This window comes from Plantactinospora alkalitolerans, from assembly GCF_015690345.1.
Lineage (GTDB): Bacteria > Actinomycetota > Actinomycetes > Mycobacteriales > Micromonosporaceae > Plantactinospora > Plantactinospora alkalitolerans.
On sequence record NZ_JADPUN010000097.1, the window covers coordinates 1 to 26,506 of the forward strand.

Here is a 26,506-nt window from a genome sequence, read left to right on the forward strand (position 1 = left end):
ACCCGGAACCGGCTGAGGCTGGGATGACCGGCTCCGGCGAGCGCGATCCGACGGTCCAGCGCGAAGATGACCTCCACCCCGAGCGGATCGGTGAAGAAGCTCACCTCGAGTTCGCTGAACGGGCCGGCGTACAGCGGCGCCGCCCAGAAGCCGATCTTCTGGTGGAAGGGCAGCCGCTGGTCCACTCCGGGCAGCCGGCCCGCGAGCAGTCCGACCTGGCGCAACCGGAAACCCAGCTCGGTCAGCGTGCCGAGTACGCCCTCCTGGGCTGGCAGCGGATGCACGTACACCGGGCTCAGGTCACCCCGGTCGAGTAGCGGATCGACCGCGACCTCGGTCCGCAACCCCATCCGCAGGTTGAGCAGGCACTGCCCGTTGACCACCGTCACCGGGGTCTCCCAGGGCACCGGTACGCCGAAGTCGACGGTCCGGCACTCGTCAGGATCCAGCCCGAACCCCCCGGTGAGGCGTACCCGATGGAACTCCACCGGTACGTACTCCGCCGAACCGTCCGCCGGCTCGACCCGGGTGACCAGGCCGAGCGTCATCTGGTCGACCGTCAACCCGGATCGCCCGGCGGTGATGGCGACCCGGCCCGGCAGGGTCAGCCCCGGGCGGGTGCTCGGATTGGGCAGCGCGGTCCGCACACTTCCGCCCGAGCCGGGCAGGAGTCCTTCGAAGCCCACCGTCGCCGTCCCTTCCGCACCCGGGCGCCGGACCCCCGCCGGCCGTACGGGCACCGCTGCGCAGCCGGCGTCCTCGTGGCACCGCTGCGCGCAGCCGGCGTCCTCGTGGCACCGCTCAGCGCAGCCGGCGTCCTCGTGGCACCGGATCGGTCTCGTCGTCGAACTCTCCGATGACCTCCTCGAGCAGGTCCTCCAGGGCGACGAACCCGATCGGCCGACGGGCACCGGCACCGTTGCTGACCAGGGCCAACTGCGCCTGGTCGGCACGCATCGCGGCGACCGCCTCGGTGACCGTCGCCGTCGCCGCGAGGGTGAACGGGGTGGTCATCAGCTCCCGGGCCGTCGCCGTACGGCCGGCGGTGGTGATCCGGACCGCCTCCCGGACGTGCACCACTCCGGCCACCTCGCCCGGATGGTCGAAGACGGCCAGCCGGGACCGGCCGCTGGACCGGCACACCTCCTCGATCCGCTCGGCGGAGTCGTCCAGGCGTACCGACACGATCGTCTCCACCGGCTCCATCACCTGGGCGACCGTGGTGCCCTGGAGCGACAGCATGCTGGTCAGCATCTCGTGCTGGTCGGCGGCGAGCAGGCCGTGCTCGCGGGACTGCTGCAACAGCATCCGCAGCTCCTCCGGCCCGTGCGCCTGCGCCAGTTGCTCCTCAGGATCCACCCGGGCCAGCCGCAGCGTGACGTTGGCCAGCCCGTTCAGCGCGGCCAGCACCGGCCGGGCGACTCGGGCGAACGCCCGGAACGGCAGGGCGAGCAGCAGCGCGGACCGCTCCGGATCGGTGATCGCCCACGACTTGGGGGCCATCTCGCCGACCACCAGGTGCAGGAAGGTCACGATCCCGAGCGCGAGCAGCAGGGCGATGACGTGGCTGGCCGCGTTCGGCAGGCCCACCGCGTGCAGCACCGGGCTGAACAGATGCTCGATGGCGGGCTCGGCGAGCGCACCGAGCCCCAGCGTGCAGACCGTGATGCCGAGCTGGGCACCGGCCAGCATCAGGGTCAACTCCCGGACCCCGTCCAGCGCCGCCCGGGCGGCGCGGCCGCCGGAGGCGGCGGCCTGCTCCAACCGGTAGCGCTTGCTCGCCAGCAGGGCGAACTCGGCGGCCACGAAAAAGCCGTTGAGCGCGAGCAGCAACAGGGAGATCAGCAACGCCCACGTCGTACTCATGAGGCCGCCTCGCTGGCCATCACCTGGAGGCGGACGGAGTCGGCGACGTGCCGGTCGACCGCCAGCACCTCGACGTGGGCCCGGGGCTGCGACTCCTCGTGCTCGCCGTCGCTGTCCGAGGACAACCGGATCTCCAACCGGTCGCCGACCTCGGGTACCCGACCGAGTTCCCGCATCACCAGTCCGGACACGGTGTCGTACTCGGGTGCCTCCGGCAGGGTGATGCCGGTGCTGTCGGCCACCTCGTCGATCCGCCACCGGGCGGGCACCACCCAGGAACCGTCGGCCTGGCGGATCGGGGCCCGTTCGGGCGGATCGTCCTCGTCCCGGATCGGCCCGACCAGTTCCTCGGCGATGTCCTCCAGCGTGATCACGCCGGCGAATCCGCCGTACTCGTCGACCACACAGGCGAGCTGGCGGTGCCCGGCCCGCAACCGGTCCAGCACCGTCGGCAGCGGCAACGTCGCCGGCACCAGCAGCGGGGGTACGGCCACCGCCTCGACCGGGGTGGTCGCCCGCTCGGCCGCCGGCACTCCCAGCACGTCGGCGATGCCGACCACACCGATCAGGTCGTCGACCCCCTCCGCGCCCCGGACCGGAAAACGTGAGTGTCCGGTGTCCAGCAGCTCGACCAGGCGGCTGACCGGTTCGTCGGCGCGTACGGTGTGCACGTCGACCCGGGGCACCATCGCCTCGGCGGCGGTGAGCTGCCGGAAGTCGAGGCCCCGGTCCAGCAGGATGGACATCTCCGCGTCGAGCTGCCCCTCCTCCCGCGACTCGGCGATGATCTGCTCCAGGTCCTCCGGCGTCGCCCCGCTCGGCAGTTCCTCCACGGCTTCGATGCCGAACCGGCGCAGCAGTCGGGTGGCGGCGACGTCGAACAGCCGGATCACCGGGCCGGCGACGGCAAGGTAGATCAGGGTCGAGCGGCTGAGTGCCCGGGCCAGCCGCTCGGCCCGGACGATGGCGAGGTTCTTCGGCGCCAGTTCACCGAAGACCATCTGTACGACGGTGGCGATCACCAGGGCCAGCCCGACCGAGACCGGGGTGCTGACCGCTGCCGAGACCCCGGCCACGCCGAGCAGTTCGGCCAGCCCGTCGCCCAGGAACGGCTCGGCGACGTAGCCGACGAGCAGCGCGGTGACGGTGATCCCGAGTTGGGCCCCGGAGAGCATGAAGGAGAGGCGTCCGGTGACCGTGAGGGCGCGTTGGGCGGCGATGTCGCCGTCCTCGGCGAGCTGCCGGAGTTTGCCCCGGTCCACCGCGACATAGCCGAATTCCTGGGCGACGAAGTAGCCCGTCGCCACGGTGAGCACGATGATCAGAAGAAGACCGAGCGCGATCAGCACGGGGAGCTCAGCGCTCCCCGTTGTCGCGACTGGTGCGATGGGTGCCGGGTCCGACCCGGCTGGCTACAGCTGCCCTCCTGGGCAGTTGAGTCGATCACCCGACCATCTTATCCAGGCCCGCTGTGCCCTGCCGGACAACGACCGCGCCCGCCGCAGGGCTCCCGGGCCGACGACGTCCCGGCGGTCTCGTGGCGGCGGAGGCGGCCACCGGCCCGGAAGCCGGAACCGTCTCCGGAACCGTTTCCGGGGCCGGTGACCGGGTAGGGAACCGGGCGCCGGGCGGTCCCGCGACGCCGCAGCCGGCGCCACCGGCCGCACGACCGGCAGCGGAGCGGACACCGGGGAGCAGGAGGCGGTATTGGGACTCCAGTGGCGCAACTGGTCCGGAAGCCTGCGCTTCACCCCACGGGAGCAGGCCGCGCCGGCGGACGAGAACGCGCTCCGGGCGCTGGTCGACCGGGCCCGTCGGACGTCGACGAAGCTCCGGCCGGTCGGCTCGGGCCACTCGTCCAGCCCACTGGTCCGGACCGAGGATGTGCTGGTCAGCCTGACCGGACTGACCCGGACCATGCGGCGGCACGAGGATCCACGGCTGGCGACGGTGAGCGCGGGCGTACCACTGGGCGAACTCGGCGAGGCGCTGTACGAGGCAGGGCTGGCCATGGACAACCTCGGCGACGTCGACGTGCAGTCGATCGCCGGTGCCACCGCCACCGGTACGCACGGCACCGGGCTTCGCTTCGGCAGTCTGTCCACTCAGGTGGCCGGCGTACGCATGGTGACCGGCACCGGTGAGCTGCTGGACATCTGCGCGGAGCGGAACGCCGACCTGCTTCCGGCGGCCCGGCTGTCCCTGGGCGCCCTCGGTGTGGTGACCCGGATGACGCTGCGGCTCAACCCGACCTACCACCTGCGGCGCCGAAGCTGGTGCTCGTCCATCGCCTGGACCCTGGAACACCTGCACCAGTTGCAGCGGCAGAACCGGAACATGGACTTCTACTGGTATCCGCGCACCGACACCACCCAGATCCGGACGCTCAACCTGCGCGGCGAGGAACCGGAATTCGGCCCCGCCGGGGAGCCCCGGACGACCGAGACCGGTCCGAGTCACCGGACCATTCCCCGGCACCGGGAACTACGCTTCGAGGAGATCGAGTACGCCATTCCGTCGGAGGCGTTCCACGCCTGCTTCGCGGAGATCCGCCACCGGGTCCTGAACCGGCACCGGGTGGGGGTGGTCTGGCGGATACTGGTCCGCACCGTCGCCGAGGACGACATCTGGCTCAGCACCGCGTACGGCCGGGCCACCACGACGATCGCCTGCATGCAGAACAGCTCGCTGCCCTACCGGGAGTACTTCGACGACGTCGAGGCCGTGTTCCGGCAGCACGACGGGCGCCCGCACTGGGGCAAGAGGCACTCGCTGACCGCCCGGGAGCTGCGCGGGCTCTATCCACAGTGGGACAGGTTCGCCGAGGTCCGCCGCCGGCTCGATCCGGACGGTGTCTTCCTCACCCCGGACCTCGCCCGGCTGCTGGAGGACGGCTGATGGCCGGGCTCGGCGGGCGGGTGTGGGTGGTTCCGGGTGGCCGGATCCCCTTTCCGAGCGACGGCGACGAACCCGAGTTCACCGGCTTCGACCAGTTGTGCGTGCTCAACACCGGTGACGAGACCGCCGAACTGGAGCTGACGGTCTACTACCCGGACCAGGAACCTGTCGGGCCGTACCCGATCGAGGTCGGCGCGCGGCGTGTCCGGCACGTACGCCTCAACGACCTCGTCGATCCGGAGGCGATCACCCTGGGGCGGCAGTTCGGCTGCGTCGTACGGTCCCAGGTCCCGGTCGTCGTCCAGTTCGTCCGGCAGGACACCCGGTTGCCCGGCGCTCTCGGGCTGATCGGCACCATGGCCTTCCCTGCCGACCGGTAGCTCGCCAGTTCCGGGCAGTACGGGATCCGCCCGGCCCGAGGTGCGCGATCTGTGAACCGGTCAGTCGCGTCGCTCGGGCCTCTCCTCCGGTCAGTCGCGTCGCTCGGGCCGCTCCTCTGGTCAGTCGCGTCGCTCGGGCCGCTCCTCCGGTCCGTCGTTCCGGTCCGCCAACTCGTCGACGACCAGCAGATCGGAGCGGACCCGCCCGGTCCGGTAGGCCGCCCGGCCGATCATCTGGGCGGTCAGCGGCGCCGTGGCCAGTTGGAACCCGCCGATCAGCACCAGCGTGGCCAGGTCGGCACCGTCGCGCAGGCTCACCGCCAGCGCGAGCAGGATGAGCAGCACCCCGAGCACCTGTGGCTTGGTCGCCGCGTGCATCCGGCTGAGTACGTCGGGAAACCGGACCAACGCGATCCCGGCGAGCAAGCTCAGCAGCCCTCCGGTGACCAGACAGCCCGCCACGAGCACGTCCAGCAGGTCGAAGCCGCTCACGCCGCTCACGCCTCCTCCCCGGCGGCGAACCGGACCAGGGCCACCGAACCGACGAAGCCCAGCATCGACAGGCCGATCAGGATCGGCAGGGTGGTGGCGTGCCGGTTGACGGCCGCCTCGGCGCCGAGCGCACCGATCATGATCGAGAGCAGCAGGTCCACCGCGACCACCCGGTCCAGCAGAGCGGGACCGCGTACGACGCGGAACAGGGCCAGCCCCGCCGCGGTCGAGAGCAGGGTGGCGAAGAGGACGACGGCGACTGTCATGTGGGTCCTTCCGGTTCGGGCTGGGTGGACGACAGCAGGCGCAGTTCCGCGTCGGAGCCGACCGCCCGGACCAGGCGGGCCTCCAGGGTCAGGATCCGGGCCCGGCTCTGGGCCAGTTGCTCCGCGCTGCGGACGTCCAGGACGTGCACGTACAGCGTTCCGGTCTCGCGGTCCGCCTCGACGATGAGCGTTCCCGGAACCAGCGACAGCACCTCGGCGGTCAGGGTCAGGTTGAGGTCGCTGCGCACCCGCAGCCGGACGGCGATGATCGCGTTCCGGGGCGGCTGGCCGGGACGTACCGCGACCCAGGCGACCTGCACGCTCGCGACCACCAGCTGGAAAACGAACCGGACGACCAGGTCGGCCAGTGCCAGCGGTCGGAGCCGGCCTCCGAAGGTCACCCGGGGCAGTGGCAGGAAGACCAGCACGACCACGGCCACCACCGCCCCGCCGAGGAGGTTGCCGAGGGTGAACTCGCCCCACAGCAGGCTCCAGACCGCGACGAGCCAGGCGATCGTGACCAGGTGGTCCCGGAACCGGCGCCGGTCCGGCCGCCAGCCCGGCACCGCACGCCAGCCCCGCCCCCTCCGGCGGGACGGCAGCTCGGGCCGTCCCGGCAGGTCGGGCCGATCCGGCAGGTCACGAGCGGTCACGGCGGGCCGTCCGGAAAGACCGCGTCCACGTACGGCGTACGTCGCCGCAGGTCCTCGGCCGCCTCACTGCTGACTCCGTAGAGCGGACCGGCCGCCACGGTCAGCCCCAGGCCGAGCACGACGAGCGCGACGGTGGCCCACACCATCAGCCGGGGCATCCGCTCCGACGCCTCGGGACCGGGTGCCCGGGGCGAGCGCCAGAAGGCCAGGTTCCAGATCTTCGTCGTCGCGTAGAGGGTGAGCAGGCTGGTCAGCGTTCCGCCGGCCACCAGCAGCCAGGCCAGGACCCCGCCGGCGGCGACGCCGGCCTGCAACAGGCCGAGCTTGCCGAGGAAGCCGGAGAACGGGGGTACTCCGGCGAGGCTCAGCGCCGGCAGGAAGAACAGCAGCCCGAGCAGCGGAGCGGTCCGGGCCAGCCCGCCGAGCCGGTCCAGGTTGGTGCTGCCGGTACGGCGTTCGACCAGGCCGGCGGCCAGGAACAGGGTGGTCTGGATGGTGATGTGGTGCACCACGTAGAAGATCGCCCCGGCCAGCCCGGCCGCCGAGGTCAGCGCGACCCCGAAGAGCATGTAGCCGATGTGGCTGACCAGGGTGAACGACAGCAGCCGCTTGATGTCGGACTGGGCGACGGCGCCGAGGATGCCGACCAGCATGGTCAGCAGCGCCACCATCAGCAGCACCTCGGCGGCGCGACCGTCCGGAAAGAGCAACGTCTCGGTCCGGATGATCGCGTAGACGCCGACCTTGGTCAGCAGGCCGGCGAAGACCGCGGTGACCGGCGCCGGGGCGGTCGGGTAGCTGTCCGGCAGCCAGGCGGAGAGCGGGAAGACCGCCGCCTTGATACCGAAGGCGAGCAGCAGCATGAAGTGCAGTACCAGTTGCAGGTCGGCCGGCAGTGCGTCCAGCCGCTCCACGAGTTGGGCGAGGTTCAGCGTTCCGGTGGCCGCGTAGACCAGTCCGATCGCGGTCAGGAAGATCATCGATGACAGCAGGCTGACCACGACGTACGTGGTGCCGGCCCGGATCCGCTCCTCGGTGCCGCCGAGGGTCAGCAGCACGTAGCTGGCCGCCAGCAGGATCTCGAAGCCGACGAAGAGGTTGAACAGGTCACCGGAGAGGAAGGCGTTGGTCACTCCGGCGGTCAGCACCAGATAGGTCGGATGGTAGATGACCACAGGCGCGTGCTGGCCCGGGTCCGCCCGGCCCTCGCCGATGGAGTAGAGCAGCACGCACAGGGTCACCGCCGCCGAGGCCACCAGCATGAGCGCGGCCAACTGGTCGGCCACCAGGACGATGCCGAGCGGGGCGGGCCACTCTCCGACGTAGACGACCAGCGGCCCGGTCCGGTACGCGTGCCAGAGCAGCAGGATGGCGACGGCGAGGGTGACCACGAGGACCGCCACGCTGATCGCCCGCTGGAGCACCGGCCGGCGGATCAGGACCAGGGTGAGTGCCGCGCCGAGCAGTGGTACGACCACCGGCAGCGGTACCAGGATGTTCATGCGTCGTCCGCCTCCCGGTCGAGCCGCCGGGGCCCCGGTTCGGGATCGACCTGCTCCGGATCCGCTTCCTCGGTCCGGCCGGTCGGCTCCGCCCAGGGCCGTACGCCGACGTCGAGGTCGTCCGGAACGGAACTCTCGTCCCGCTCGGCGCGGCGCACGATCTGGCGGTCCTCCGGGTCGTCCCGCACCTCGTCGTGTCCGGTCAACTGCCAGCTCCGGTACGCCATCGCGAGCAGGAACGCCGTCAGTCCCAGGGTGATGACGATGGCGGTGAGCACCATCGCCTGGGGGAGCGGATCGCTCATCCCGCCGGCCGGGGTGACGCCGAGGATCGGCGCGTCCCCGGACCGGCCGCCCAGCAGCAGGAGCAGGTTGACGCCGTTGCCGAGCATGATGATGCCGATCAGCACCCGGCTGAGGCTCCGCTCCAGCAGCAGGGTGACCCCGGCGGCGAAGAGCACCCCGACGACGGCCACCAGGATCAGGTCGGGACTCATCTCCGCCGCCGTTCCGCGGCGGATCCGAGTTCCGCCCCGTCGGTACGCGGCCCGGTGCCGGGCTCGTCTCCCGCTTCCGCCCCGTCGGTACGCAGCCCGGTGCCGGGCTCGTCCTCCGCCTCGATCTGCCGGTCCACCTCGGCGCCGAGGCTGCGCAGGATGTCCAGCGACAGGCCGATCACGACCAGGTAGACACCGATGTCGAAGAAGATCGAGGTGACCAGGTGCACGTCGCCGATCAGCGGCAGGTGCAGGTCCAGGACCGTGCTGCGGAGCACCGGGTTTCCGAGCAGGATGGCCGCCAGCCCGGTGCCCACCGCGACGAGCAGGCCGGTGCCGAGCACGGCTCCGGCGTCGACCGGGGCCGCCTGGTCGAGTTCGTGCCGGCCACCGGCGAGGTAGCGGACCGCGAGTGCGAGACCGGCCACCAGGCCGCCGGTGAAACCACCGCCGGGGGCGTTGTGTCCGGAGAACAGCAGGAAGATGGAGAACACGACGACGGTGTGGAAGATCAGCCGGACGACCACCTCCAGGACGATCGAGCGGCTCCGGGTGCGCAGCGTGGGGCCGGCAGTCAGCCAGACCCGCTCGGCGCCGGGCGATCTCGTCGGCAGGTCCCGGCGCCGGGGACGTCCGACGCCCCGTCGATGCTGGAAGATCAGGCTGGCGACGCCGGTGGCCGCCACCACGAGCACGGCGAGTTCGCCCATGGTGTCCCAGGCCCGGATGTCGACCAGGATCACGTTGACCACGTTGCGGCCGTACCCGAACGACCGCGCCGGCTCCGGAAACCCCTCGGAGATGGGTACAGCCCGTCGGCCACCGACCGCGGCGAGGGCCATGCCGGAGACGACCACCCCGACCGCCACCCCGAGGGCGACCCGGGCCCACCGGCTGCCGCGCATCGGCCGGACCGAGAACCGGGGCGGCAGGCGGCGCAGCACCAGCACGAAGATCACGATCGTGACGGTCTCCACCAGGAACTGGGTCAGCGCCAGGTCCGGCGCCCCGTGCAGCACGAACAGCATCGCGGTGCCGTAGCCGGTGGTCCCGACCAGGATCACGGCGGTGAGCCTGCGCCGGGCCAGCACGGTGAGCACCGCCGCCACCGCGAGCACCAGCGCCACGACCGCCTGCAACGGGGTGTCCCAGAGAATCCACCGGTCCGGCCACGGTCGCCCGAACAGCAGCGCGCCGCCGGGCACGACGACCAGGGCCAGCAGGATGATGCCGAGGTACTGCGGCAGGGAGCCGCGCTGGGTCGCGCCGGTCACCTCGACGGCGATCCGGTCGAGCCCGCCGGTCGCGTACCCGTACGCGACGTCGCCGCCGACCGGGGTCCGGAGCCGGGTGACCACCGCGCCGACCCGCTTCCGCAGCGCGAAGATCAGCCCGCCGAGGGCCAGCACCAGCGCCGAGGAGCCGGTTGCGAGCCCGGGACCGGACCAGAGCGCCAGGTGGTGACCGGTCGCTCCGAACAACCGGGCGTACGGATCGAGCAGCCCGCCGACCGCGCCGGCCAGTACGCCGAGGGCCAGCCCGGCTACGGCGAGCAGGGCGGCCGGCACGAGCAGGGTCGGCTCGACCGGACGGGTCGGAGTCGGCGCGACACCGGCCCGGTCGGCGAAGGCCCCCCAGGCGAACCGGGCGCTGTAGGCGACCGTCAGCGTGGCCCTGAGCAGCACGGCGACGAGCAGCGGCGGATTGTCGGCGAACGCCTCGAAGACCGCCTCCTTGGCGGCGAAGCCGAGCAGTGGCGGCACGCCGGCCATGGAGGCGGTGGCGAGTACCCCGACCGCGCAGACCAGTGGCATCCGCCGCCACAGCCCGGAGAGCACGGTCAGGTCCCGGGTGCCCGCCCGGCGGTCGATGATCCCGACCACGAGGAACAGGGCCGCCTTGTACAGGCCGTGGGCGAACAGCAGCGCGGTGCCGGCGAGCGCGGCGTCCCGCGTGCCGACGCCGAGGAGCAGGATCAGCAGGCCGAGCTGGCCGACGGTGCCGTATGCCAGCAGCAGCTTCAGGTCGACCTGGCGCAGTGCGGCCCAGCCGCCGGCCAGCATGGTGACGATGCCGACGACGTACACGACCGGCCGCCACGGGCCGACGGCGGCGTAGGCGGGGGCGAGCAGGGCGACCAGGTAGACGCCGGCCTTGACCATGGCGGCGGCGTGCAGGTAGGCGCTGACCGGGGTCGGTGCGGCCATCGCGGCCGGCAGCCAGAAGCTGAGCGGGAAGATCGCCGACTTGGCGAGCGCGCCGATCAGGATCAGCACCAGCGCGACGCCGAGGTAGGTCCCGGACGGCGGCGGCCGGGCCGCGATCTCCGACCAGCGGTACGTGCCGGCGTGCTGGCCGAGCATGATGAACCCGATCAGCATCACCAGTCCGCCCAGCGTGGTCACCAGGAGCGCCTGCGCGGCCGCCCGCCGGCTGGCCAGCTTCTCCGGGTGGTGCCCGATCAGCAGGTACGAGAAGACGCTGGTCAGCTCCCAGAAGACGTAGAGCAGCAGCAGGTTGTCGGCGACCACCACCCCGAGCATGGCGCCGGCGAACCCGACGAAGATCGCGACGAACTGGCCGAGGCCGGGCTCGTCGGCGTCGAAGTACCGTGCGCAGTAGACCAGCACCAGGGCGCCGACGCCGCCGATCAGCAGCATCAGCAGCCAGGAGAGCATGCTGACCCGCAGCGCCAGGTCAAGGCCCAACCCCGGAACCCAGGGGTACGTCTCGACGACCGCCCCGCCGTCCCGGACCACCCCGGCGTACGCGACCGCCCAGCCGAGCGCGGCGGCCGGAACGAGTGCCAGCGGGTAGCAGGCTCGCCGGCCCCACCGTCGCACGAGTGCGGGCGCCGTCGCCGCGGCCACGAGATGCAGGGCCAGCAGCATCAGCATGCGTACTCCAGGTGGGTGTCGGCGCGATTCCACCCGAGGTCTGCGCCTGTAGAAGGATCAGACGCCAGAGTTGACGGCCGACGGGGCGGTTTGCCGGAATCCGCCCCGGCCCGGGGCAGGGCTCACCCGGGAGAGGTGCGTCGGGGGTGGCGCTGCCCGGTGCGTCAGCCGACGGTGCAGGGGAAGTCGGCGGGCTGTGCCGACCGCCGGGGCGCGAGGTCGCCGGATTCGATCCGGTCCGGGTCGTCCGGAGTGGACGGCACCGCCAGCTCGGGTCGGCCGAGCTGCCGGACCACCTGGTTGATCACCTGCTGGGCGGCGGCGAGGGAACGCCGGGGCAGGACGCGGCCGTGGGCCTCGCGGCGCAACACGAGGGCGTGCACGGCGGCCCGGACCCGGGCCCGGTCGGCCGCGCTGGCGGTGGCGGTCGCGGCGACGAGCGTCCGGAGGCTGTCGGCGAGCCGCTCGGCGAGGTCGAGGTCCGCGCCGTGCAGACCGGTCCGGGCCAGCGTCAGGTAGGTCTCGACCCGTCGGGTCAGCACGTCCGTACCGACCGGGGCCTCGCGCGGAACGCTGGTCATCCGGGCCCCCTTGTGCCGAGCTGAGGTTTCCGCGAAGTTACTGTATGTCGCACATCATTCGCAAGCAGTTAAGTGAGACTTAGCCCTCATCTCAGGCGATAACAACGATCGGCGGGCCGGGGCCGCCCGTTCCGGGCATGTTGTCGGACCGACCAGGCAGTATTGGCCGGTGACCGACGTGCTGACCTCGTTCGGGACGGCGACCCGGGAGTGGTTCGCCGCCGCGTTCGCCACGCCCACCGACGCCCAGGTCGGAGCGTGGCGGGCGGTCGGCGCCGGGCGCAACGCCCTGGTGGTGGCCCCGACCGGGTCCGGCAAGACGCTCGCGGCGTTCCTCTGGTCGCTGGACCGGCTGGCCCGCGAGCCGGCGCCGCCGGATCCCCGGTTGCGGTGCCGGGTGCTCTACGTCAGCCCGCTGAAGGCCCTCGCCGTCGACGTCGAACGCAACCTGCGCGCCCCGTTGACCGGGATCCGGCAGGCGGCGTCCCGGCTGGGTCTGCCACCGCCGGAGATCACCGTCGGGATGCGTACCGGCGACACTCCCGCCGACGAGCGACGGGCCTTCGCGCGTACGCCGCCGGACATCCTGATCACCACGCCCGAGTCGCTGTTCCTGCTGCTCACCTCCGCCGCCCGGGAGTCGCTGCGCGGGGTCGAGACGGTGATCGTCGACGAGGTGCACGCGGTGGCCGGCACCAAGCGCGGCGCGCACCTGGCGCTCTCCCTGGAGCGGCTCGACGAGTTGCTGCCCGCCCCGGCCCAGCGGATCGGGCTCTCCGCGACCGTACGCCCGATCGAGGCCACCGCCCGGTTCCTCGGCGGTGCCCGGCCGGTGGCCGTGGTCGCGCCCAAAACCGCGAAGACCATCGAGGTCAGCGTGCAGGTCCCGGTCGAGGACATGACCCGGCTCGACGAGCAGGAGGCACCGGGCGACGACGAGCTGGGCACCCCCCGCCGGGCGTCGATCTGGCCAGCGGTCGAGGAACGGGTGTACGGCCTCGTCCGCGCCCACCGCTCCACCATCGTCTTTACCAACTCGCGGCGCAGCGCCGAACGCCTCTGCGCCCGGCTCAACGAACTCGCCGCCGACGAGGCCGAACTCGCCCCGGAGGGTGCCGGGCGGACACCGTCCGGCCGCCCGCCCCGGCTGCCGGCCGAGATCATGGCGCAGTCCGGTGCCGCCGTCGGGGCCGCCCCGGTGATCGCCCGCGCCCATCATGGCAGCGTGTCCCGGGAGGAGCGCCGGCACATCGAGGAGGCGCTCAAGTCCGGCCAGTTGCCGGCGGTGGTCGCCACCTCCAGCCTGGAGCTGGGCATCGACATGGGCGCCGTCGACCTGGTCGTGCAGATCGAGGCACCGCCGAGCGTCGCCGCCGGCCTGCAACGGGTGGGCCGGGCCGGACACCAGGTCGGCGCCGTCTCCCGAGGGGTGGTGTTCCCGAAGCACCGGGGCGACCTGGTCTCCTGTGCCGTCGTGGCCGAGCGGATGGCGACCGGCACGATCGAGGAGCTGCACTATCCGCGCAACCCGCTCGACGTACTCGCCCAGCAGGTCGTCGCGATGGTCTCGCTCGACCCGTGGCGGGTCGGCGACCTGACCGCGCTGGTACGCCGGGCCGCGCCCTTCGCCGAGCTGCCCGACTCGGCCCTGCACGCCGTCCTGGACATGCTCTCCGGCCGGTATCCGTCCACCGCCTTCGCCGAGCTGCGCCCACGGCTGGTCTGGGACCGGGCCGCCGACCTGCTCACCGGGCGACCCGGGGCGCAACGGCTGGCGGTCACCAGCGGCGGCACGATTCCGGACCGGGGCCTGTTCGGGGTCTTCCTGGCCGGCGCCGAGCGGGCCGCCCGGGTCGGTGAACTGGACGAGGAGATGGTCTACGAGTCCCGGGTCGGCGACGTGTTCCTGCTCGGTTCGTCGTCCTGGCGGATCGAGGACATCACCCCGGACCGGGTGCTGGTCTCCCCCGCCCCCGGCCAGGCGGCGCGGATGCCGTTCTGGAAGGGCGACCAGCTCGGCCGGCCGGTCGAACTGGGCCGGGCCATCGGCACCCGACTGCGTGCCCTGGTCCGCGCGGACGACGAGGCGGCGCGAGCCGCCCTGGCATCGGGCGGGCTGGACGACTGGGCCGCCGGCAACCTGATGGCGTACCTGCGCGAGCAGCAGGCGGCGACCAGGTCGGTGCCGGACGACCGGACGGTGCTGGTCGAGCGGTTCCGCGACGAGCTGGGCGACTGGCGACTGGCCGTGCACTGCGTGCTCGGGGCCCGGGTGAACGGCCCGTGGGCGCTGGCCGTCGGGCGCCGGCTAGCGGAGCGGTACGGGGTGGACGCCCAGGTGATGCCCTCCGACGACGGAATCGTGGTCCGGCTGCCGGACACCGCCGAGGATCCGCCCGGCGCCGAACTGGTGGCGTTCGATCCCGACGAAATAGCCGGGATCGTCGAGGAGTCGGTCGGCGGGTCGGCCCTGTTCGCCGCGCGGTTCCGGGAGTGCGCCGCCCGTGCGCTGCTGCTTCCCCGCCGCGACCCGCGCCGCCGCCAGCCGCTCTGGCAGCAGCGTCAGCGGGCCGCCCAACTGCTCGACGTCGCCCGCGAGTACGCCGACTTCCCGATCACGCTGGAGGCGGCCCGGGAGTGCCTCCAGGACGTCTTCGACCTGCCCGGCCTGGTGACGCTGATGCGGGACATCGCCGCCCGCAAGGTCCGGCTGGTGGAGGTGGAGACGCCCCGGCCGTCGCCGTTCGCCCGTTCGCTGCTCTTCGGTTACGTGGGTGCGTTCCTCTACGAGGGCGACGCCCCGCTCGCCGAGCGCCGGGCCGCCGCGCTGGCGCTGGACTCGGCCCTGCTCGGTGAACTCCTCGGCCGGGTGGACCTGCGGGAGCTGCTCGATCCGGCGGTGGTGGGCGAGAGCGAGCGCCAGCTGCGGTGGCTGACCGAGCAGCGCCGGCCGCGCGACGCCGAGGACGTGGTCGAACTGCTCCGGCTGCTGGGTGACCTCTCCGACGACGAGCTGACCGAGCGCGGGGTCGCGCCGGACTGGCTGACCGCGCTGGCGGATGCCCGACGGGTCCTGCGGGTACGGGTCGCGGGCGAGGAGCGCTGGATCGGGATCGAGGACGCCGGCCGGTACGCCGACGCGCTCGGCGTGGCCCTGCCGGTCGGGGTCGCGCAGGCGTACCTCGAACCGGTGGCCGACCCGCTCGGTGATCTCGTCGCCAGGTACGCCCGGACCCACGGCCCCTTCGCGGCGGCCACCTGCGCGGCCCGGTTCGGGCTCGGTGTCTTCGTGGTCGAACAGACGCTGCGCCGGCTCGGCGCCGACGGGCGGGTGGTCTCCGGAGAGTTCTCCCCGACCGGCACCGGCGCCGAGTGGTGCGACGCCGAGGTGCTGCGGCTGTTGCGCCGCCGGTCCCTGGCCGCGCTGCGCAAGGAGATCGAGCCGGTGCCGGCCCAGGCGCTGGCCACCTTCCTGCCCCGCTGGCAGCAGGTCGGCGCGGCGGCCCGGGGTGTCGAGGCGGTCGCCGCCGTGGTGGAACAGTTGCAGGGCGCGGCGGTGCCGGCGTCCGCGCTGGAGAGCCTGGTCCTGCCGGCCCGGGTCGCCGACTACTCCCCCGGTTACCTCGACGAACTCTGTGCCAGCGGTGAGGTGCTGTGGGCCGGCTCCGGAGCGATCGGCCGGGGCGACGGCTGGGTGACGCTCGCCTACGCCGACTCGGCGGCCCTGCTGTTGCCGCCGCCCGACGACGCGCTGACGCTGGCCCCGCTGCACGAGGCGGTGCTGGCCGCGCTCGGCGACGGGCAGGCGCTCTTCTTCCGCTCGTTGTCCGACCGGATCGCCTCGACGCCCGGCCTGACCGCGACCGACGACGAGGCGTTGATCGCCGCCGTCTGGGAGTTGACCTGGGCCGGCTGGCTGACCAACGACACCCTGGCGCCGCTGCGGGCCGTGCTGGGCGGCGGCGGGGCACACCGCCCGCGTCCCGGGGCGCCACGTACCCGGTACCGCCGGCCGGGCCGCCCCACCCTGGCCGGCCGGACCGGCCCGCCGACCATTGCCGGCCGCTGGTCCCGGTTGCCCGAGCGGGACACCGACCCGACCCGCCGGGCCGCCGCACTCGCCGACGTACTGCTGGAACGGCACGGGGTGGTGACCCGGGGTGCGGTCGTCGCCGAGGGGGTGTTCGGCGGGTTCGCCGCCGTCTACCCGGTGCTGTCCGCGCTGGAGGAGCGGGGCGCGGCCCGGCGCGGTTATTTCGTCGAGGGACTCGGCGCGGCCCAGTTCGCGGTGCCCGGCGCGGTGGACCGGCTGCGGGCGCTCGCCGAGCCGGACGAGTTGCGTGGCCGCGCGGGTGGGGCCCGGGTGCTGGCCGCCACCGATCCGGCGAACCCGTACGGCGCCGCGCTGCCCTGGCCGACCCGGGCGGTCGACTCCGGCGATGGCACCCTCGAACCGAATCCGACCGCCGCGACCGGGCACCGGGCCGGGCGTAAGGCCGGCGCGCTGGTGGTGCTGGCCGGCGGCGAGCTCGTTCTCTATGTCGAGCGCGGAGGCCGCACACTGTTGTCCTTTGTGGATGACGAGGGGGCGCTGGCTGCCGCCGCCCAGGCCCTCGGCGCGGCGGTCGGGTCCGGGGCGCTCGGCTCGCTGGCGGTGGAACGCGCCGACGGCGGTTCGGTGCACGCGTCGCCGCTGCGCGACGCGCTCACCGCCGCCGGCTTCCGGACCACTCCACGCGGGCTCCGACTACGCGGCTGACCCCTGTACCGACGACATACCACCCACCGGTGGTAGGGTCCGGTGGTATGACGTTAGCGATCAAACGTACGCTGTCGATGCGTCCTGAGGTCGACCAGATGTTGACCGCACATGTCGATCGCACGCCGGGGGCGACACTGTCCTCGACGGTCAATGCCGCTCTGGTGGAATACCTCGAGGCGGCCGCTCTGGAGGCGTACCGGCAGTGGGATGCGGACGCGGATCCGGACGAGCGGAGTGCCTTGGGTGAGTTCGCGGCTCACGATGACAAGACGTGGGCGACCGGGTGAGGCGGGGAAGCATCCTCCAGTACGTCGTGGGCAGCCACCGGCTGCGGGTTGTTGTCGTCACCGCTGACAGGTACAACCCTCGTCACGGCCTTGTGGCTCCGCTCCGGGAACGAGCCGCACCGGACCTTGTGCCGGCATTCCTCGTTCCCCTCAGCCGGCAGGACTGGCCGACCGCCGCCGTGATCGACCTGTCCCGGGCACGGTCCCTGGATCCGGAATCGGTCGCCGGAACGGCCGGCCAACTTACCCCCACGACCCTCAACACTCTGACCACTGCCATTCGTACCTACCTCGGCGCCGTGGACTGAGTTCCGCACCTCGATCCAGGCTCATCCGAATCCGGACTGGCCCACGAGCCGCGCTGCTTACCTTGTTGCTGAAGGTCGAAGATGGTGGCGCGGCGCTGTTCGTTGGTGATGCGGTAGCGCCGTCCGGCTTGGTCTGTACATGATGTCTTTGGTGCACCCGGCAGGATCCGAACCCGCCACCCGTTCAGGTGATCTTCACGGTGATGGTGGCTCGGACGGACCGGCGTCGCGGTGTACGGCCAGCTCCAGGTCGATGAAGGCACCGATCATCGCCCGGTAGGTGCGCTCGACGACCTCCGGGCTGGCGCCCGTCTCCTCGGCCATGGCGCGGACCCGGGCGATGACCTGGGCCACCCGGTCGGGGGCCCGAACCGCCGCGTCGTCGGACTTCAGCCGCCCCGCCTGGCGTACCAGGGTTTCCCGCTCGCCCAGCAGCCGGACGACCTCCCGATCGAGGAGGTCGATCCGGGCGCGGATCTCCGCCAGGTCTGCCCTTTGTCCGTCACTCATCCGCCTGTCCTCCCCCGTTGCCCGATTCGTGCCGCCGTGACCGTACCGCAGTCCGGCCACTCGAATAGTTGACATCGACTATTCAGAGCTGGATAGTTGAGGCTGACCACGGCGCAGGACAATCGCCGGGGCAGAAGGGAGAACCGTGATGACGACGACCACCCCACAGGCCACCGCCGCCACCCCGGTACGGCTCGCGGCCCACCACACGGTGACGAAGCGGCTCGGCAACTGGACCACCGACCGGGAGTTCGAGGTACGTGCCCACCACGGCGTCGCCGTGCTCGACCTGCGCTCGCCGCACATCCCGGCCGGCGAGATCCGGATCACCGCCGACCTCGACCACGCGGTGCTGAAGCTGCTCGTCGCCGAGGACGCCGCGCTCGACGACTGGGACCTCCGCCGGACCGGCCGGAGCAGGGTCAAGGACGCGGTGGGCCCGAACGCCGCCGACGGCCGGCGCGTCGTGGTCACCGGTCAACTCCGGCGCGCCGAGGTCCGCGTCCACCGGGGCGGGATCGCCGTCCTGTCCGCGATGTTCACCAGGGAGTATTGGTCCGACCTGCGGCGGGCGCACCGGCAGGGCGGGTTCCCCACCGTGGACGACCCGACCCGCACCGCCTGACCGCCCAGCATCGATGCGCGCCCGGCCCGGCGCGCGAGGCGGGAACGTAGATGACGACGAAGCGGAAGGTCAGCAACCTGCTCGCGCTGGCCGTGCTCTCCTACCTGGTCCAGCGCCCCATGCACCCGTACGAGCTGGGCCGGACGCTGCGGGACAACGGCGACGCGCGCAGCATCAGGTTCAACCACGGCTCGCTCTACATGGTGGTCCAGCAGCTCGCCAGGGCCGGCTTCATCGTCGGGCAGGAGACCAGTCGCGAGGGGCAGCGACCGGAACGCACCGTGTACGCGCTGACCGACGCCGGCCGGGTCGAACTGCGTGACTGGCTACGCGAACTCGTCGAGGAACCGCAACACGAGTACCCGCACTTCGTCGCCGCGCTCTCCTTGATCGCGGCGCTGCCGCCGAGCGAGGCGATCGTCCTGCTGCGCCGCCGGCTCGACCGGCTCGGCGTGCAGCGGGCCGAGGTCCGCGCCCTGGTGGACGGCGCGCTGGCGGGCGGCGTGCCGGGGCTGTTCCTGATCGAGGAGGAGTACCGGCTCGCGCTGTTGGAGGCCGAGTCGTCGTTCGTCGAGCGGCTGCTCGGCCAGATCACCGATCCAGAAATCGGCTGGGGTCGACAGTGGGCCGAATTCCACGGCGAGCCAGCCCCCTGAGACTGGGAGCACCCATGACACACACCCGGACCGCACTGGTGGTCGGCGGCGGCATCGCCGGCCCGGTCACGGCGATGGCACTACAGAAGGCCGGCATCGAGGCAACCGTCTACGAGGCCCATCACGACACCGCGGACACGGTCGGTGGCGGCCTGAGCATCGCACCCAACGGGCTGAACGCGCTCGGCGTACTCGACGCCGACCAGGTGGTCCAGCAGATCGGCGAGCCGATGACGGCGATGGTCCTCCAGAGCTGGACGGGTAAGCGGCTCGGTGAGTTCGGCAGCCCGCCCGAGCTGCCGACCATGCAGTTCGTCTGGCGTCCCGACCTCTACCGGGCGCTCTACGCCGAGACGACCCGCCGAGGAATCCAGATCACGCACGGCCGGCGACTGGTCGACGTCACCGAGACCGCCGAGGCGGTGACGGCGCACTTCGCGGACGGTACGTCGGCCAGCGCCGACGTCCTGGTCGGTGCCGACGGACTGCGGTCCGCCACCCGGTCGCTGATCGCCCCGGACGCGCCGGGTCCCCGCTACACCGGCCTGATCAGCTTCGGTGCCCAACTGGCCCGGACCGGGCTGGCCTCCACCGGCGGCAAGATGCACATGGTCTTCGGCCGGCGGGCCTTCTTCGGCTACCAGATCCTCGACGACGGCAGCGGCGGCTGGTTCGTGAACCTGCCGCACCGGACGCCGATGACCACCGCCGAGGCGCGGCGGACCACGGCCGAGCAGTGGTTGGCCGTACTCCGCGAGGCGTTCGCCGTCGACCGGGCGCCGGCCCTGGAACTGCTGCTCCGGACGGAACCGGCCGACCTGCTGATCGTCGGCCCGATGGAGGACCTGCCGACCGTGCCGACCTGGAGCCGGGGCCGGTCGGTGCTGGTCGGCGATGCCGCGCACGCCCCGTCCAGCAGTTCCGGACAGGGCGCCTCGCTGGCGATCGAGAGCGCCGTGCAGCTCGCCCGCTGCCTGCGTGACCTGCCGTACGCCGAGGCGTTCACGGCGTACGAACGGCTCCGCCGGACCCGGGTGGAGAAGACCATCGCGATGGGTGCCCGTTCCAACCGCGACAAGGCGGCCGGTCCGCTGGGTCGGATGCTCCGGGACCTGCTGATGCCGGTGGCGATGAAGTTCGTCAAGCCGGAGAAGTTCGCCTGGCAGTTCGACTACCGCATCGACTGGGACCAGCCGGTTCCCGCCGCCGGTTCACCGGTCCCCGCCGAACGGGTCGGGTCTGAACAACTCGCTCGCCGTCGGGTCTGAACAACCCGTTCGCCGTCGACTCCTCACCAAGCGGTCGCCGTCGGAGGCTTGACTGACATCGTGCAGGTTAGGCTAACCTAACGGCACGCTGTCCGCGCAGAGCCGGCGACGTCGCGTACCGAGAGGCAGGACCGATGACCCAGGTTTCCACCGCCACGCCGCTGGTCGCCCCGTGGCGGCTCTTCTCGGCCGAGGTCGCCGGGCTGCGCCGACTGAGCCCGTCCTTCCTCCGGGTGACCTTCACCGGAGCCGACCTCGACACGTTCGCCGACCCCGGCTACGACCAGCGGATCAAGCTCGTCTTCCCGGTACCCGTACACGGCTTCCGGCACCTGCCCGACGGCACGGACTGGTACGCACGCTGGCGGGCGCTTCCCACCGAGTTGCGCAACCCGTTCCGCACCTACACCGTACGAGCGGTCCGGCGGCACGCCCGCGAGGTCGACGTCGACATCGTGCTGCACGGCTCCGGCGGGACGTACGGCGAGCACGGGCCGGCGGCCCGCTGGGCGACGGCCGCCCAGCCGGGAGATCGGGTGGTTCTCATGGGTCCGGACGACGGTTACCACGGCGACCACGGTGGACGCGAGTTCCAGCCCGCCCTGGCGACCCGTACCCTGCTGCTCGCCGGGGACGAGACCGCCGTTCCCGCGATCGCCGCGATCGCCGAACGGCTGCCGGCGCAGAGCCGGGGCGAGGTCGTCCTGGAGGTGCCGCACCCCGGCGACGTCCTCGACCTGCCGGCACCGCCGATGGTGACCGTCACCTGGCTGCCCCGGTCCGGTGCGCCGCACGGCAGCCTGCTGGTCCCGGCCGTCCGCGCGGCGGCCGAGCGGCTGATCCCCGTCGCGCCCCCGGTCCCGGCCGGCGCGCCCGAGGACGGCGCCGACCCGGACGAGGAACTGTGGGAGGTACCGGTGGGCCTGTCCGGCGGCGGGCACTACGCGTGGCTGGCCGGCGAGTCCGGAGTGATCCGGACGCTGCGCCGGCACCTGGTCTCGGAGCGTGGCCTCGACCGCGAATCCGTGGCGTTCATGGGCTACTGGCGGCTCGGCCGGGCGGACGACGACGCCTGACCCGGCCCGCGCGGCGCGCCCGGTGGCCCGGCGAACCCGTCGACGCCGGACCGCCGGCGGAAGAACTGGTTGACGCCGGATCGCGGCGGGCCCGGCGAACCCGTCGACGCCGGGTCGCTGCCCGGCGCCGACGGGCCGGTGCGCTACAACTGTCGAGCGACCTCGCTGGCGATCAGGTCCAGGTGGTCCAGATCGGCCAGGTCGAGCACCTGGAGGAAGAACCGTTCCGCGCCGTGCTTGGCGTACTCCTGAAGTTGCTCGACGACCTGATCCGGCGTGCCGGCGACGCCGGAGACGGCCCGCAACTCCGCCGGGTCGCGCCCGACCGCCTCGGCCCGGCGCCGTACCTCGGCATCGGAGCGACCGCAGAGCACCGTGAGCGCGGCGGAGAGCACCAGCGGAGCGCGGCCGGCCGCCGCGCGACCGGCCCGCTCGCAGGCCCCGGCCACCGCCGCATAGCTCCGGGCCACCTCGTCCGCCGAGCTGAACGGCACGTTGAACTCGTCGGCGAACCGGGCGGCCAACATCGGGGTACGACGCAGCCCCTTGCCGCCGACGATCACCGGCGGCATCGGCGACTGCACCGGCTTCGGCAGCGCGGGCGACTCCGTGAGCTGGTAGTACGTGCCGTGGTGGTCGAAGGTTCCGCCGACCGGCGTCGACCACAGCCCGGTAATCACCTCCAGTTGCTCGGTGAGCCGGTCGAACCGCTCGCGCGGCGACGGGAACGGGATCCCGTACGCCTGGTGTTCGGCATCGAACCAGCCGGTGCCGAGGCCCAGCTCGACCCGGCCGCCGCTCATCGCGTCCACCTGGGCCACGCTGATCGCCAGCGGTCCCGGCAGCCGGAACGTCGCCGAGGTGACCAGCGTGCCGAGCCGGACCCGGGACGTCTGCACCGCCAGGGCGGCCAGGGTCAGCCAGGCGTCGGTCGGGCCGGGCAGCCCGGTACCGCCCATCGTCAGGTAGTGGTCGGACCGGAAGAAGCCGTCGAAGCTGCAGTCCTCGGTGTGCCGCGCGATCCGGAGCAGATCGTCGTACGCCGCCCCCTGCTGGGGTTCGGTGAAGATACACAAGCGCATACCGTTACCTTGCCAGGCGGGACGGAGGGAGCGGACAGGTGTCGGAGATGCTGGTACGGGCGGCGGAACCGCCGGACCGGATCGCGGTCGACGCCCTGCACGAGCGGGAGTGGGGCGGCCCCTACGTGATCGCCCACGACGTCCGGTACGACCTGCGGGAGCTGCCCACCCTGGTCGCCGTCGACGGCGCCGTCGATGGCACCGCAACGGTGCTCGGCGCACTGGTATGGCGAGCGGACGACGACGGGCTCGAAGTGGTGAGCATCGTGGCCGACTCCTCGGGCGGCGGCGTCGGCAGCACCCTGCTGGCCGCCGCGATCGAGGAGTCGCGGGCCCGGCGTGCCGGCCGACTCTGGCTGATCACCAGCAACGACAACCTGCGGGCACTGCGCTTCTACCAGCGGCGTGGCCTGCGGATCGTCGCCGTCGACCGAGGCGCGGTGGACCGGGCCCGGCGGCTGAAGCCGACCATCCCGACGGTCGGCGAGGACGGGATCCCGCTGCACGACGAACTGGTGCTCGAACTACGGCTCGCCCCGGAGCCGACGGACTAGTCTTCCGGCTGTGCCCGGTTATCCATGGCTCAGCCTGACCACCGACTACGGACTCTCCGACGGATTCGTGGCGGCCTGCCACGGGGTGGTCGCCCGGATCGCCCCGGCGGTACGGGTGATCGACGTGACCCATCTGGTTCCGGCCGGTGACGTGGCCCACGGTGCCGCCGTACTCGCCCAGACCGTCGGGCACCTGCCGCCGGCCGTACACGTCGCGGTGGTCGACCCCGGCGTGGGTACGGCCCGACGCGGCATCGCCGTACGCACCCCCGGCGGAGTGCTCGTCGGCCCGGACAACGGCCTGCTGCCCTGGGCCGCCACTACCCTCGGCGGAGCCACCGAGGCGGTGGAGCTGACGAATCCGGAGTGGTTTCCCGAGGTGTCCCGGACCTTCCACGGCCGGGACGTCTTCGCCCCCGCCGCCGCCCGCTTCGCGCTGGGCGCGGCGCTGGTCGAGGCCGGGCCGCCGATCGACCCGACCGGCCTGGTCCGGCTCCCCGATCCACTGGTCGCCGAGGGCGACGGCTGGTTGGAGGCCGGGGTGCTGACGGTCGACCACTTCGGCAACGTCCAGCTCGCCGCACCCGGATCCACTCTGGACCGCCTCGGGCCGGTGCTCCGGATCGGCGGTCTCCGGGCGCTCCGGGGTGCCACCTTCGGCGACGCGCCGCCCGGCGACCTCGTCGCGTACTCCGACTCCGCCGGTCGGCTGGCGCTGGCGGTGAACGGCGGCCGCGCGGCCGACGTACTCGGGGTGGCGGCCGGCGACCTGCTGCGGCTCGAACGATCGGCCGGTCCCGGCGGTTCCAGCGGTCCCAGCGGTCCCGGCGGTTCCGGCAGTTCCGGCGGTTCCGGCGTTCCCAGCGGTCCCGGCGTTTCCGGCGGTCCCGGCGGTTCCGGCAGTTCCGGCGGTTCGAGCGGTCCCGGCAGCCCTGGCGCCGCCTGACCTGCCGCCTTTCCGACTGACATCATCCCCGGGATCCGACACAGTCCATCGGATGATGCCGATGGACACGCGTCCGCTGCCCGCCGACGACGCGGACGAGTTGACCTGGTTGTTGTTCCGGCAGAACAACGTCGTCTCGTGGCGGCAGGCCCGGCGGTTCCTCACCGAGGCAGCAGTCCGGCACCGGGTCGCCTCCGGCCGCTGGCGCCGGGTCCATCCTCGGGTGTACGTCGCACACAGCGGGCCGGTCGGGGCGGAGCAGCGGCTGTGGATCGCCGTACTCGCCGCCGGTGCGGGCGCGGTGCTCGCCGGCGTCACCGCACTGGACGGGTACGGCCTGTACGGCTATGCCGGCGGTGGCACCCACCTGCTGCTTCCGGCCGGCCGTCAACCCCGGAACGTACCTCGCGGGGTGATCGTGCACCGGAGCAGCGTTCTGCCGCCGGCGGATGTACACCGGATGGCGGCACCGCCCCGAACCATGCCGGCCCGGTCGGTGGTCGACGCCGCGGCATGGGCCGGATCCGACGACACGGCGTGTGCGATCGTGGCGGCCGCGTTCCAGCGCCGGCTGGTCACCGTGGAGGAGATCGGTACGGTCCTCGACCGTCTGCCGAAGGTTCGCCGCCGTGCGGTGATCGCCACCGCCGCCCGGGACGCCGCAGGCGGCTCCCACTCGCTCGCCGAACTGGAGTACCTGCGGCTGAGCCGACGGTACGGCCTGCCCGAGCCCAGTCGTCAGGTGGTACGCCGCGACGCCGGCGGTCGGCGCCGCTATCTCGACGTCTACTACCGGGAGTGGGGGGTGCACGTCGAGGTCGACGGCGGTCAGCACGACGATCCACGCCATCAGTGGGCGGACATGAAACGGCAGAACGAGTTGTGGATCGCCGGTGACCGCGTCCTGCGTTTCCCGGCCCACCTGGTCCGCCACCGCCCAGAAGAGGTCTTCACCCAGGTACGCGCCGCCCTATCGGCCGCCGGCTGGACCCCCGGCTCGTGAATCTTGGTATTCCCCCGTTGCCTTGACAGCGGTGGAATACCAAGATTGAGCCTTCTGGCCCGGTTGGTGCAGGAGAATTGTCTACTGTGCCCGTGGCGTACCGCTGTGAAATGCTAACGGCCGTGGGGAAACACTCGATCGATTTCGCCGCCTGTCCGTGCTGCGCGCACCGGACCGGGGGCGGCACCTGTCCGGTCTGTTTCTGGACCGACGACGGTTCCACCGACCAGAATGCCGGCGTCGTCCAGGGCGGTCCCAACGGCGACCTCAGCCTGTCACACGCCCGGCTCAACTACGCCATCTACGGCGCGAGCCACCCGCGTTACCAGGACGCGGTCCGCCAGCCACGGCCCGACGAGTTGCCCTGAGCCCGAAGCGGCAGCAAACTCGGACCGCTGGGGCAGGATGAGCTGGTGCCCGAAGGCGACACCGTGTGGAACACGGCCCGTGCGTTACACCGCGCGCTGGCCGGTGGGCAGCTGACCGCCAGCGATTTCCGAGTCCCGCAACTCGCCACCGTCGACCTGACCGGGGCGGTCGTGCTGGAGTCCGCCGCCCGGGGCAAACACCTGCTGCTGCGGTTCCGCGCCCCGGCCGACGGGCCACCGCTGACCCTGCACTCGCACCTGCGGATGGACGGCGCCTGGCGGGCGTACGCCCCGGGAGAGCGCTGGGCGGCGCGGCCGGCGCACACGGTCCGGGTCGTGCTGCGCACCTCGGAGGCCGTGGCGGTCGGGTACCACCTGCACGACCTCGCCCTGGTTCCCACCGCCGAGGAGGCGACGCTGGTCGGGCACCTCGGGCCGGACCTCCTCGGGCCGGACTGGGACCCCGCCGAGGCGGTACGGCGACTTGCCGCCGAGCCGAACCGGAGCATCGCGGAGGCGCTGCTCGACCAGACCAATCTGGCCGGCATCGGCAACCTCTACAAGTCCGAGCTGCTGTTCCTGCGCGGGATCTCGCCGTGGACCCCGGTCCGGGACGTACCGGACCTGCCCGGGATGGTGGCACTGGCCCACCGGCTCCTGATGGCGAACCGGGGGCGATGGACGCAGAGCACCACAGGTTCCCTGCATCGGGGCCGGACCAGCTACGTCTACGGCCGACGATCCGAGCCGTGCCGCCGGTGTGGCGCGACGATCCGCAAGCGCGACCAGGGCGAACGGGTGACCTACTGGTGCCCGGCCTGTCAGCCGGGTCGCGACTGATCCGGACGGCTCCGGCGGCCCCGGGTCGCGGTCGGCAACCGGGGGCCACGTCTACCCGGGAGCCACGTCTACCCGGGAGCCACGTCTACCCGGGAGCCACGACTACCCGGGAGCCACGACTACCCGGGAGCCACGACTACCCGGGAGCCACGACTACCCGGGAGCCACGACTACCCGGGAGCCACGACT

25 protein-coding genes and 1 pseudogene are annotated in these 26,506 nt (G+C 72.5%); 14 read left to right on the top strand and 12 right to left on the bottom strand.

The window, feature by feature from the left end; genetic code table 11:
* From I0C86_RS07925 to I0C86_RS07935, 3 genes are all read right to left on the bottom strand, one after another.
* Nucleotides 1-686, bottom strand: a 686-nt coding sequence (locus I0C86_RS07925; RefSeq protein WP_196200559.1) for a sporulation protein, incomplete at its 3' end; no start/stop codon positions are given.
* Nucleotides 687-801: 115 nt separating this feature from the next.
* The gene (locus I0C86_RS07930) at nt 802-1,866 is read right to left on the bottom strand and encodes a hemolysin family protein (RefSeq protein WP_196200560.1); all 1,065 of its coding nucleotides are present in this window, start codon (nt 1,864-1,866) and stop codon (nt 802-804) included.
* Complete coding sequence (locus I0C86_RS07935; RefSeq protein WP_196200561.1) at nt 1,863-3,215, bottom strand: hemolysin family protein; 1,353 nt, start codon at nt 3,213-3,215, stop codon at nt 1,863-1,865. Before I0C86_RS07935 ends, I0C86_RS07930 begins: the two co-directional genes overlap by 4 nt.
* 358 nt (nt 3,216-3,573) lie before the next feature.
* Here I0C86_RS07935 and I0C86_RS07940 point away from each other — a divergent pair, with 358 nt between their 5' ends.
* Nucleotides 3,574-4,764: a D-arabinono-1,4-lactone oxidase gene (locus I0C86_RS07940; protein ID WP_196200562.1), complete on the top strand. Its 1,191-nt coding sequence runs from the start codon at nt 3,574-3,576 to the stop codon at nt 4,762-4,764.
* On the top strand, nt 4,764-5,144 hold the full coding sequence (locus I0C86_RS07945; protein ID WP_196200563.1) for a sensory rhodopsin transducer: 381 nt from the start codon (nt 4,764-4,766) through the stop codon (nt 5,142-5,144). The genes I0C86_RS07940 and I0C86_RS07945 overlap by 1 nt, the downstream gene beginning before the upstream one ends.
* A gap of 120 nt (nt 5,145-5,264) precedes the next feature.
* Here the strand turns inward: I0C86_RS07945 and mnhG are convergent, their stop codons facing one another.
* From mnhG to I0C86_RS07980, 7 genes are all read right to left on the bottom strand, one after another.
* Complete coding sequence (gene mnhG, locus I0C86_RS07950) at nt 5,265-5,645, bottom strand: monovalent cation/H(+) antiporter subunit G (protein WP_323373523.1); 381 nt, start codon at nt 5,643-5,645, stop codon at nt 5,265-5,267.
* Nucleotides 5,642-5,902 carry a monovalent cation/H+ antiporter complex subunit F gene (locus I0C86_RS07955; RefSeq protein ID WP_196200564.1) on the bottom strand — a complete coding sequence of 87 codons (261 nt, stop codon included), beginning with the start codon at nt 5,900-5,902 and terminating at the stop codon, nt 5,642-5,644. Before I0C86_RS07955 ends, mnhG begins: the two co-directional genes overlap by 4 nt.
* Nucleotides 5,899-6,555, bottom strand: a complete 657-nt coding sequence (locus tag I0C86_RS07960) for a Na+/H+ antiporter subunit E (RefSeq protein ID WP_323373524.1) — start codon at nt 6,553-6,555, stop codon at nt 5,899-5,901. The genes I0C86_RS07955 and I0C86_RS07960 overlap by 4 nt, the downstream gene beginning before the upstream one ends.
* Nucleotides 6,552-8,057 (bottom strand): Na+/H+ antiporter subunit D, encoded by a 1,506-nt coding sequence (locus I0C86_RS07965; RefSeq protein ID WP_196200565.1) that lies wholly within the window; start codon nt 8,055-8,057, stop codon nt 6,552-6,554. Before I0C86_RS07965 ends, I0C86_RS07960 begins: the two co-directional genes overlap by 4 nt.
* Entirely contained in the window at nt 8,054-8,554 is a 501-nt protein-coding gene (locus I0C86_RS07970) for a Na(+)/H(+) antiporter subunit C (RefSeq protein WP_196200566.1), read from the bottom strand. Before I0C86_RS07970 ends, I0C86_RS07965 begins: the two co-directional genes overlap by 4 nt.
* Nucleotides 8,551-11,451 (bottom strand): Na+/H+ antiporter subunit A, encoded by a 2,901-nt coding sequence (locus I0C86_RS07975; RefSeq protein WP_196200567.1) that lies wholly within the window; start codon nt 11,449-11,451, stop codon nt 8,551-8,553. The genes I0C86_RS07970 and I0C86_RS07975 overlap by 4 nt, the downstream gene beginning before the upstream one ends.
* A 164-nt stretch (nt 11,452-11,615) precedes the next feature.
* On the bottom strand, nt 11,616-12,032 hold the full coding sequence (locus I0C86_RS07980; RefSeq protein ID WP_230393764.1) for a hypothetical protein: 417 nt from the start codon (nt 12,030-12,032) through the stop codon (nt 11,616-11,618).
* A gap of 169 nt (nt 12,033-12,201) precedes the next feature.
* On the opposite strand from I0C86_RS07980, the gene I0C86_RS07985 reads away from it, so the two are divergent.
* From I0C86_RS07985 to I0C86_RS07995, 3 genes are read left to right on the top strand one after another with little or no spacing between them, the layout of a single operon-like run.
* Nucleotides 12,202-16,791, top strand: a complete 4,590-nt coding sequence (locus I0C86_RS07985) for an ATP-dependent helicase (RefSeq protein WP_323373525.1) — start codon at nt 12,202-12,204, stop codon at nt 16,789-16,791.
* A gap of 47 nt (nt 16,792-16,838) precedes the next feature.
* Nucleotides 16,839-17,081, top strand: a complete 243-nt coding sequence (locus I0C86_RS07990; RefSeq protein WP_196200568.1) for a hypothetical protein — start codon at nt 16,839-16,841, stop codon at nt 17,079-17,081.
* The gene (locus tag I0C86_RS07995; RefSeq protein WP_196200569.1) at nt 17,066-17,389 is read left to right on the top strand and encodes a type II toxin-antitoxin system PemK/MazF family toxin; all 324 of its coding nucleotides are present in this window, start codon (nt 17,066-17,068) and stop codon (nt 17,387-17,389) included. The genes I0C86_RS07990 and I0C86_RS07995 overlap by 16 nt, the downstream gene beginning before the upstream one ends.
* A gap of 195 nt (nt 17,390-17,584) precedes the next feature.
* Here I0C86_RS07995 and I0C86_RS08000 read toward each other — a convergent pair whose 3' ends face one another.
* Nucleotides 17,585-17,899 carry a chorismate mutase gene (locus I0C86_RS08000; protein ID WP_196200570.1) on the bottom strand — a complete coding sequence of 105 codons (315 nt, stop codon included), beginning with the start codon at nt 17,897-17,899 and terminating at the stop codon, nt 17,585-17,587.
* A 148-nt stretch (nt 17,900-18,047) separates the two neighbouring features.
* Between I0C86_RS08000 and I0C86_RS08005 the strand changes: the two genes are divergently transcribed.
* The 4 genes from I0C86_RS08005 to I0C86_RS08020 all read left to right on the top strand — a co-directional run bounded on the left by I0C86_RS08005 (nt 18,048) and on the right by I0C86_RS08020 (nt 21,524).
* Entirely contained in the window at nt 18,048-18,524 is a 477-nt protein-coding gene (locus I0C86_RS08005; RefSeq protein WP_196200571.1) for a hypothetical protein, read from the top strand.
* A 50-nt stretch (nt 18,525-18,574) separates the two neighbouring features.
* The gene (locus I0C86_RS08010) at nt 18,575-19,180 is read left to right on the top strand and encodes a PadR family transcriptional regulator (RefSeq protein WP_196200572.1); all 606 of its coding nucleotides are present in this window, start codon (nt 18,575-18,577) and stop codon (nt 19,178-19,180) included.
* 14 nt (nt 19,181-19,194) lie between these two features.
* A complete protein-coding gene (locus I0C86_RS08015) occupies nt 19,195-20,448 on the top strand; it encodes an FAD-dependent oxidoreductase (protein WP_196200573.1) in 1,254 nt (417 codons plus the stop codon).
* A 134-nt stretch (nt 20,449-20,582) separates the two neighbouring features.
* Complete coding sequence (locus I0C86_RS08020; RefSeq protein WP_196200574.1) at nt 20,583-21,524, top strand: siderophore-interacting protein; 942 nt, start codon at nt 20,583-20,585, stop codon at nt 21,522-21,524.
* A gap of 143 nt (nt 21,525-21,667) precedes the next feature.
* Here I0C86_RS08020 and I0C86_RS08025 read toward each other — a convergent pair whose 3' ends face one another.
* Entirely contained in the window at nt 21,668-22,606 is a 939-nt protein-coding gene (locus I0C86_RS08025; protein WP_196200575.1) for an LLM class F420-dependent oxidoreductase, read from the bottom strand.
* A 47-nt stretch (nt 22,607-22,653) separates the two neighbouring features.
* On the opposite strand from I0C86_RS08025, the gene I0C86_RS08030 reads away from it, so the two are divergent.
* The 5 genes and pseudogenes from I0C86_RS08030 (at nt 22,654) to I0C86_RS08050 (ending at nt 26,317) form a co-directional block, all read left to right on the top strand.
* Nucleotides 22,654-23,160: a GNAT family N-acetyltransferase gene (locus tag I0C86_RS08030; protein ID WP_196200583.1), complete on the top strand. Its 507-nt coding sequence runs from the start codon at nt 22,654-22,656 to the stop codon at nt 23,158-23,160.
* A gap of 10 nt (nt 23,161-23,170) precedes the next feature.
* Nucleotides 23,171-23,947 (top strand): annotated as a pseudogene (locus I0C86_RS08035) (SAM hydrolase/SAM-dependent halogenase family protein); the annotation flags it as partial.
* A 220-nt stretch (nt 23,948-24,167) separates the two neighbouring features.
* Nucleotides 24,168-25,109: an endonuclease domain-containing protein gene (locus I0C86_RS08040; RefSeq protein ID WP_196200577.1), complete on the top strand. Its 942-nt coding sequence runs from the start codon at nt 24,168-24,170 to the stop codon at nt 25,107-25,109.
* A 122-nt stretch (nt 25,110-25,231) separates the two neighbouring features.
* Nucleotides 25,232-25,477, top strand: coding sequence for a CPCC family cysteine-rich protein (locus tag I0C86_RS08045; RefSeq protein ID WP_323373526.1), 246 nt, complete (start codon nt 25,232-25,234; stop codon nt 25,475-25,477).
* Between the two features lie 45 nt (nt 25,478-25,522).
* Nucleotides 25,523-26,317, top strand: a complete 795-nt coding sequence (locus I0C86_RS08050; RefSeq protein WP_196200579.1) for an Fpg/Nei family DNA glycosylase — start codon at nt 25,523-25,525, stop codon at nt 26,315-26,317.
* Nucleotides 26,318-26,506: the final 189 nt, after the last annotated feature.

Bases quoted from the DNA above. Each gene is read 5' to 3' on its own strand.
- I0C86_RS08040 (WP_196200577.1), top strand. From the start codon at position 24,168: ATGGACACGCGTCCGCTGCCCGCCGACGACGCGGACGAGTTGACCTGG.
- I0C86_RS07990 (WP_196200568.1), top strand. From the start codon at position 16,839: ATGACGTTAGCGATCAAACGTACGCTGTCGATGCGTCCTGAGGTCGAC.
- I0C86_RS07965 (WP_196200565.1), bottom strand. From the start codon at position 8,057: ATGAACATCCTGGTACCGCTGCCGGTGGTCGTACCACTGCTCGGCGCG.
- I0C86_RS08005 (WP_196200571.1), top strand. From the start codon at position 18,048: ATGACGACGACCACCCCACAGGCCACCGCCGCCACCCCGGTACGGCTC.
- I0C86_RS08010 (WP_196200572.1), top strand. From the start codon at position 18,575: ATGACGACGAAGCGGAAGGTCAGCAACCTGCTCGCGCTGGCCGTGCTC.
- I0C86_RS08015 (WP_196200573.1), top strand. From the start codon at position 19,195: ATGACACACACCCGGACCGCACTGGTGGTCGGCGGCGGCATCGCCGGC.
- I0C86_RS08000 (WP_196200570.1), bottom strand. From the start codon at position 17,899: ATGAGTGACGGACAAAGGGCAGACCTGGCGGAGATCCGCGCCCGGATC.
- I0C86_RS07945 (WP_196200563.1), top strand. From the start codon at position 4,764: ATGGCCGGGCTCGGCGGGCGGGTGTGGGTGGTTCCGGGTGGCCGGATC.
- I0C86_RS07970 (WP_196200566.1), bottom strand. From the start codon at position 8,554: ATGAGTCCCGACCTGATCCTGGTGGCCGTCGTCGGGGTGCTCTTCGCC.
- I0C86_RS08025 (WP_196200575.1), bottom strand. From the start codon at position 22,606: ATGCGCTTGTGTATCTTCACCGAACCCCAGCAGGGGGCGGCGTACGAC.
- I0C86_RS07930 (WP_196200560.1), bottom strand. From the start codon at position 1,866: ATGAGTACGACGTGGGCGTTGCTGATCTCCCTGTTGCTGCTCGCGCTC.
- I0C86_RS07975 (WP_196200567.1), bottom strand. From the start codon at position 11,451: ATGCTGATGCTGCTGGCCCTGCATCTCGTGGCCGCGGCGACGGCGCCC.
- I0C86_RS08020 (WP_196200574.1), top strand. From the start codon at position 20,583: ATGACCCAGGTTTCCACCGCCACGCCGCTGGTCGCCCCGTGGCGGCTC.
- I0C86_RS07955 (WP_196200564.1), bottom strand. From the start codon at position 5,902: ATGACAGTCGCCGTCGTCCTCTTCGCCACCCTGCTCTCGACCGCGGCG.
- I0C86_RS07980 (WP_230393764.1), bottom strand. From the start codon at position 12,032: ATGACCAGCGTTCCGCGCGAGGCCCCGGTCGGTACGGACGTGCTGACC.
- I0C86_RS08030 (WP_196200583.1), top strand. From the start codon at position 22,654: ATGCTGGTACGGGCGGCGGAACCGCCGGACCGGATCGCGGTCGACGCC.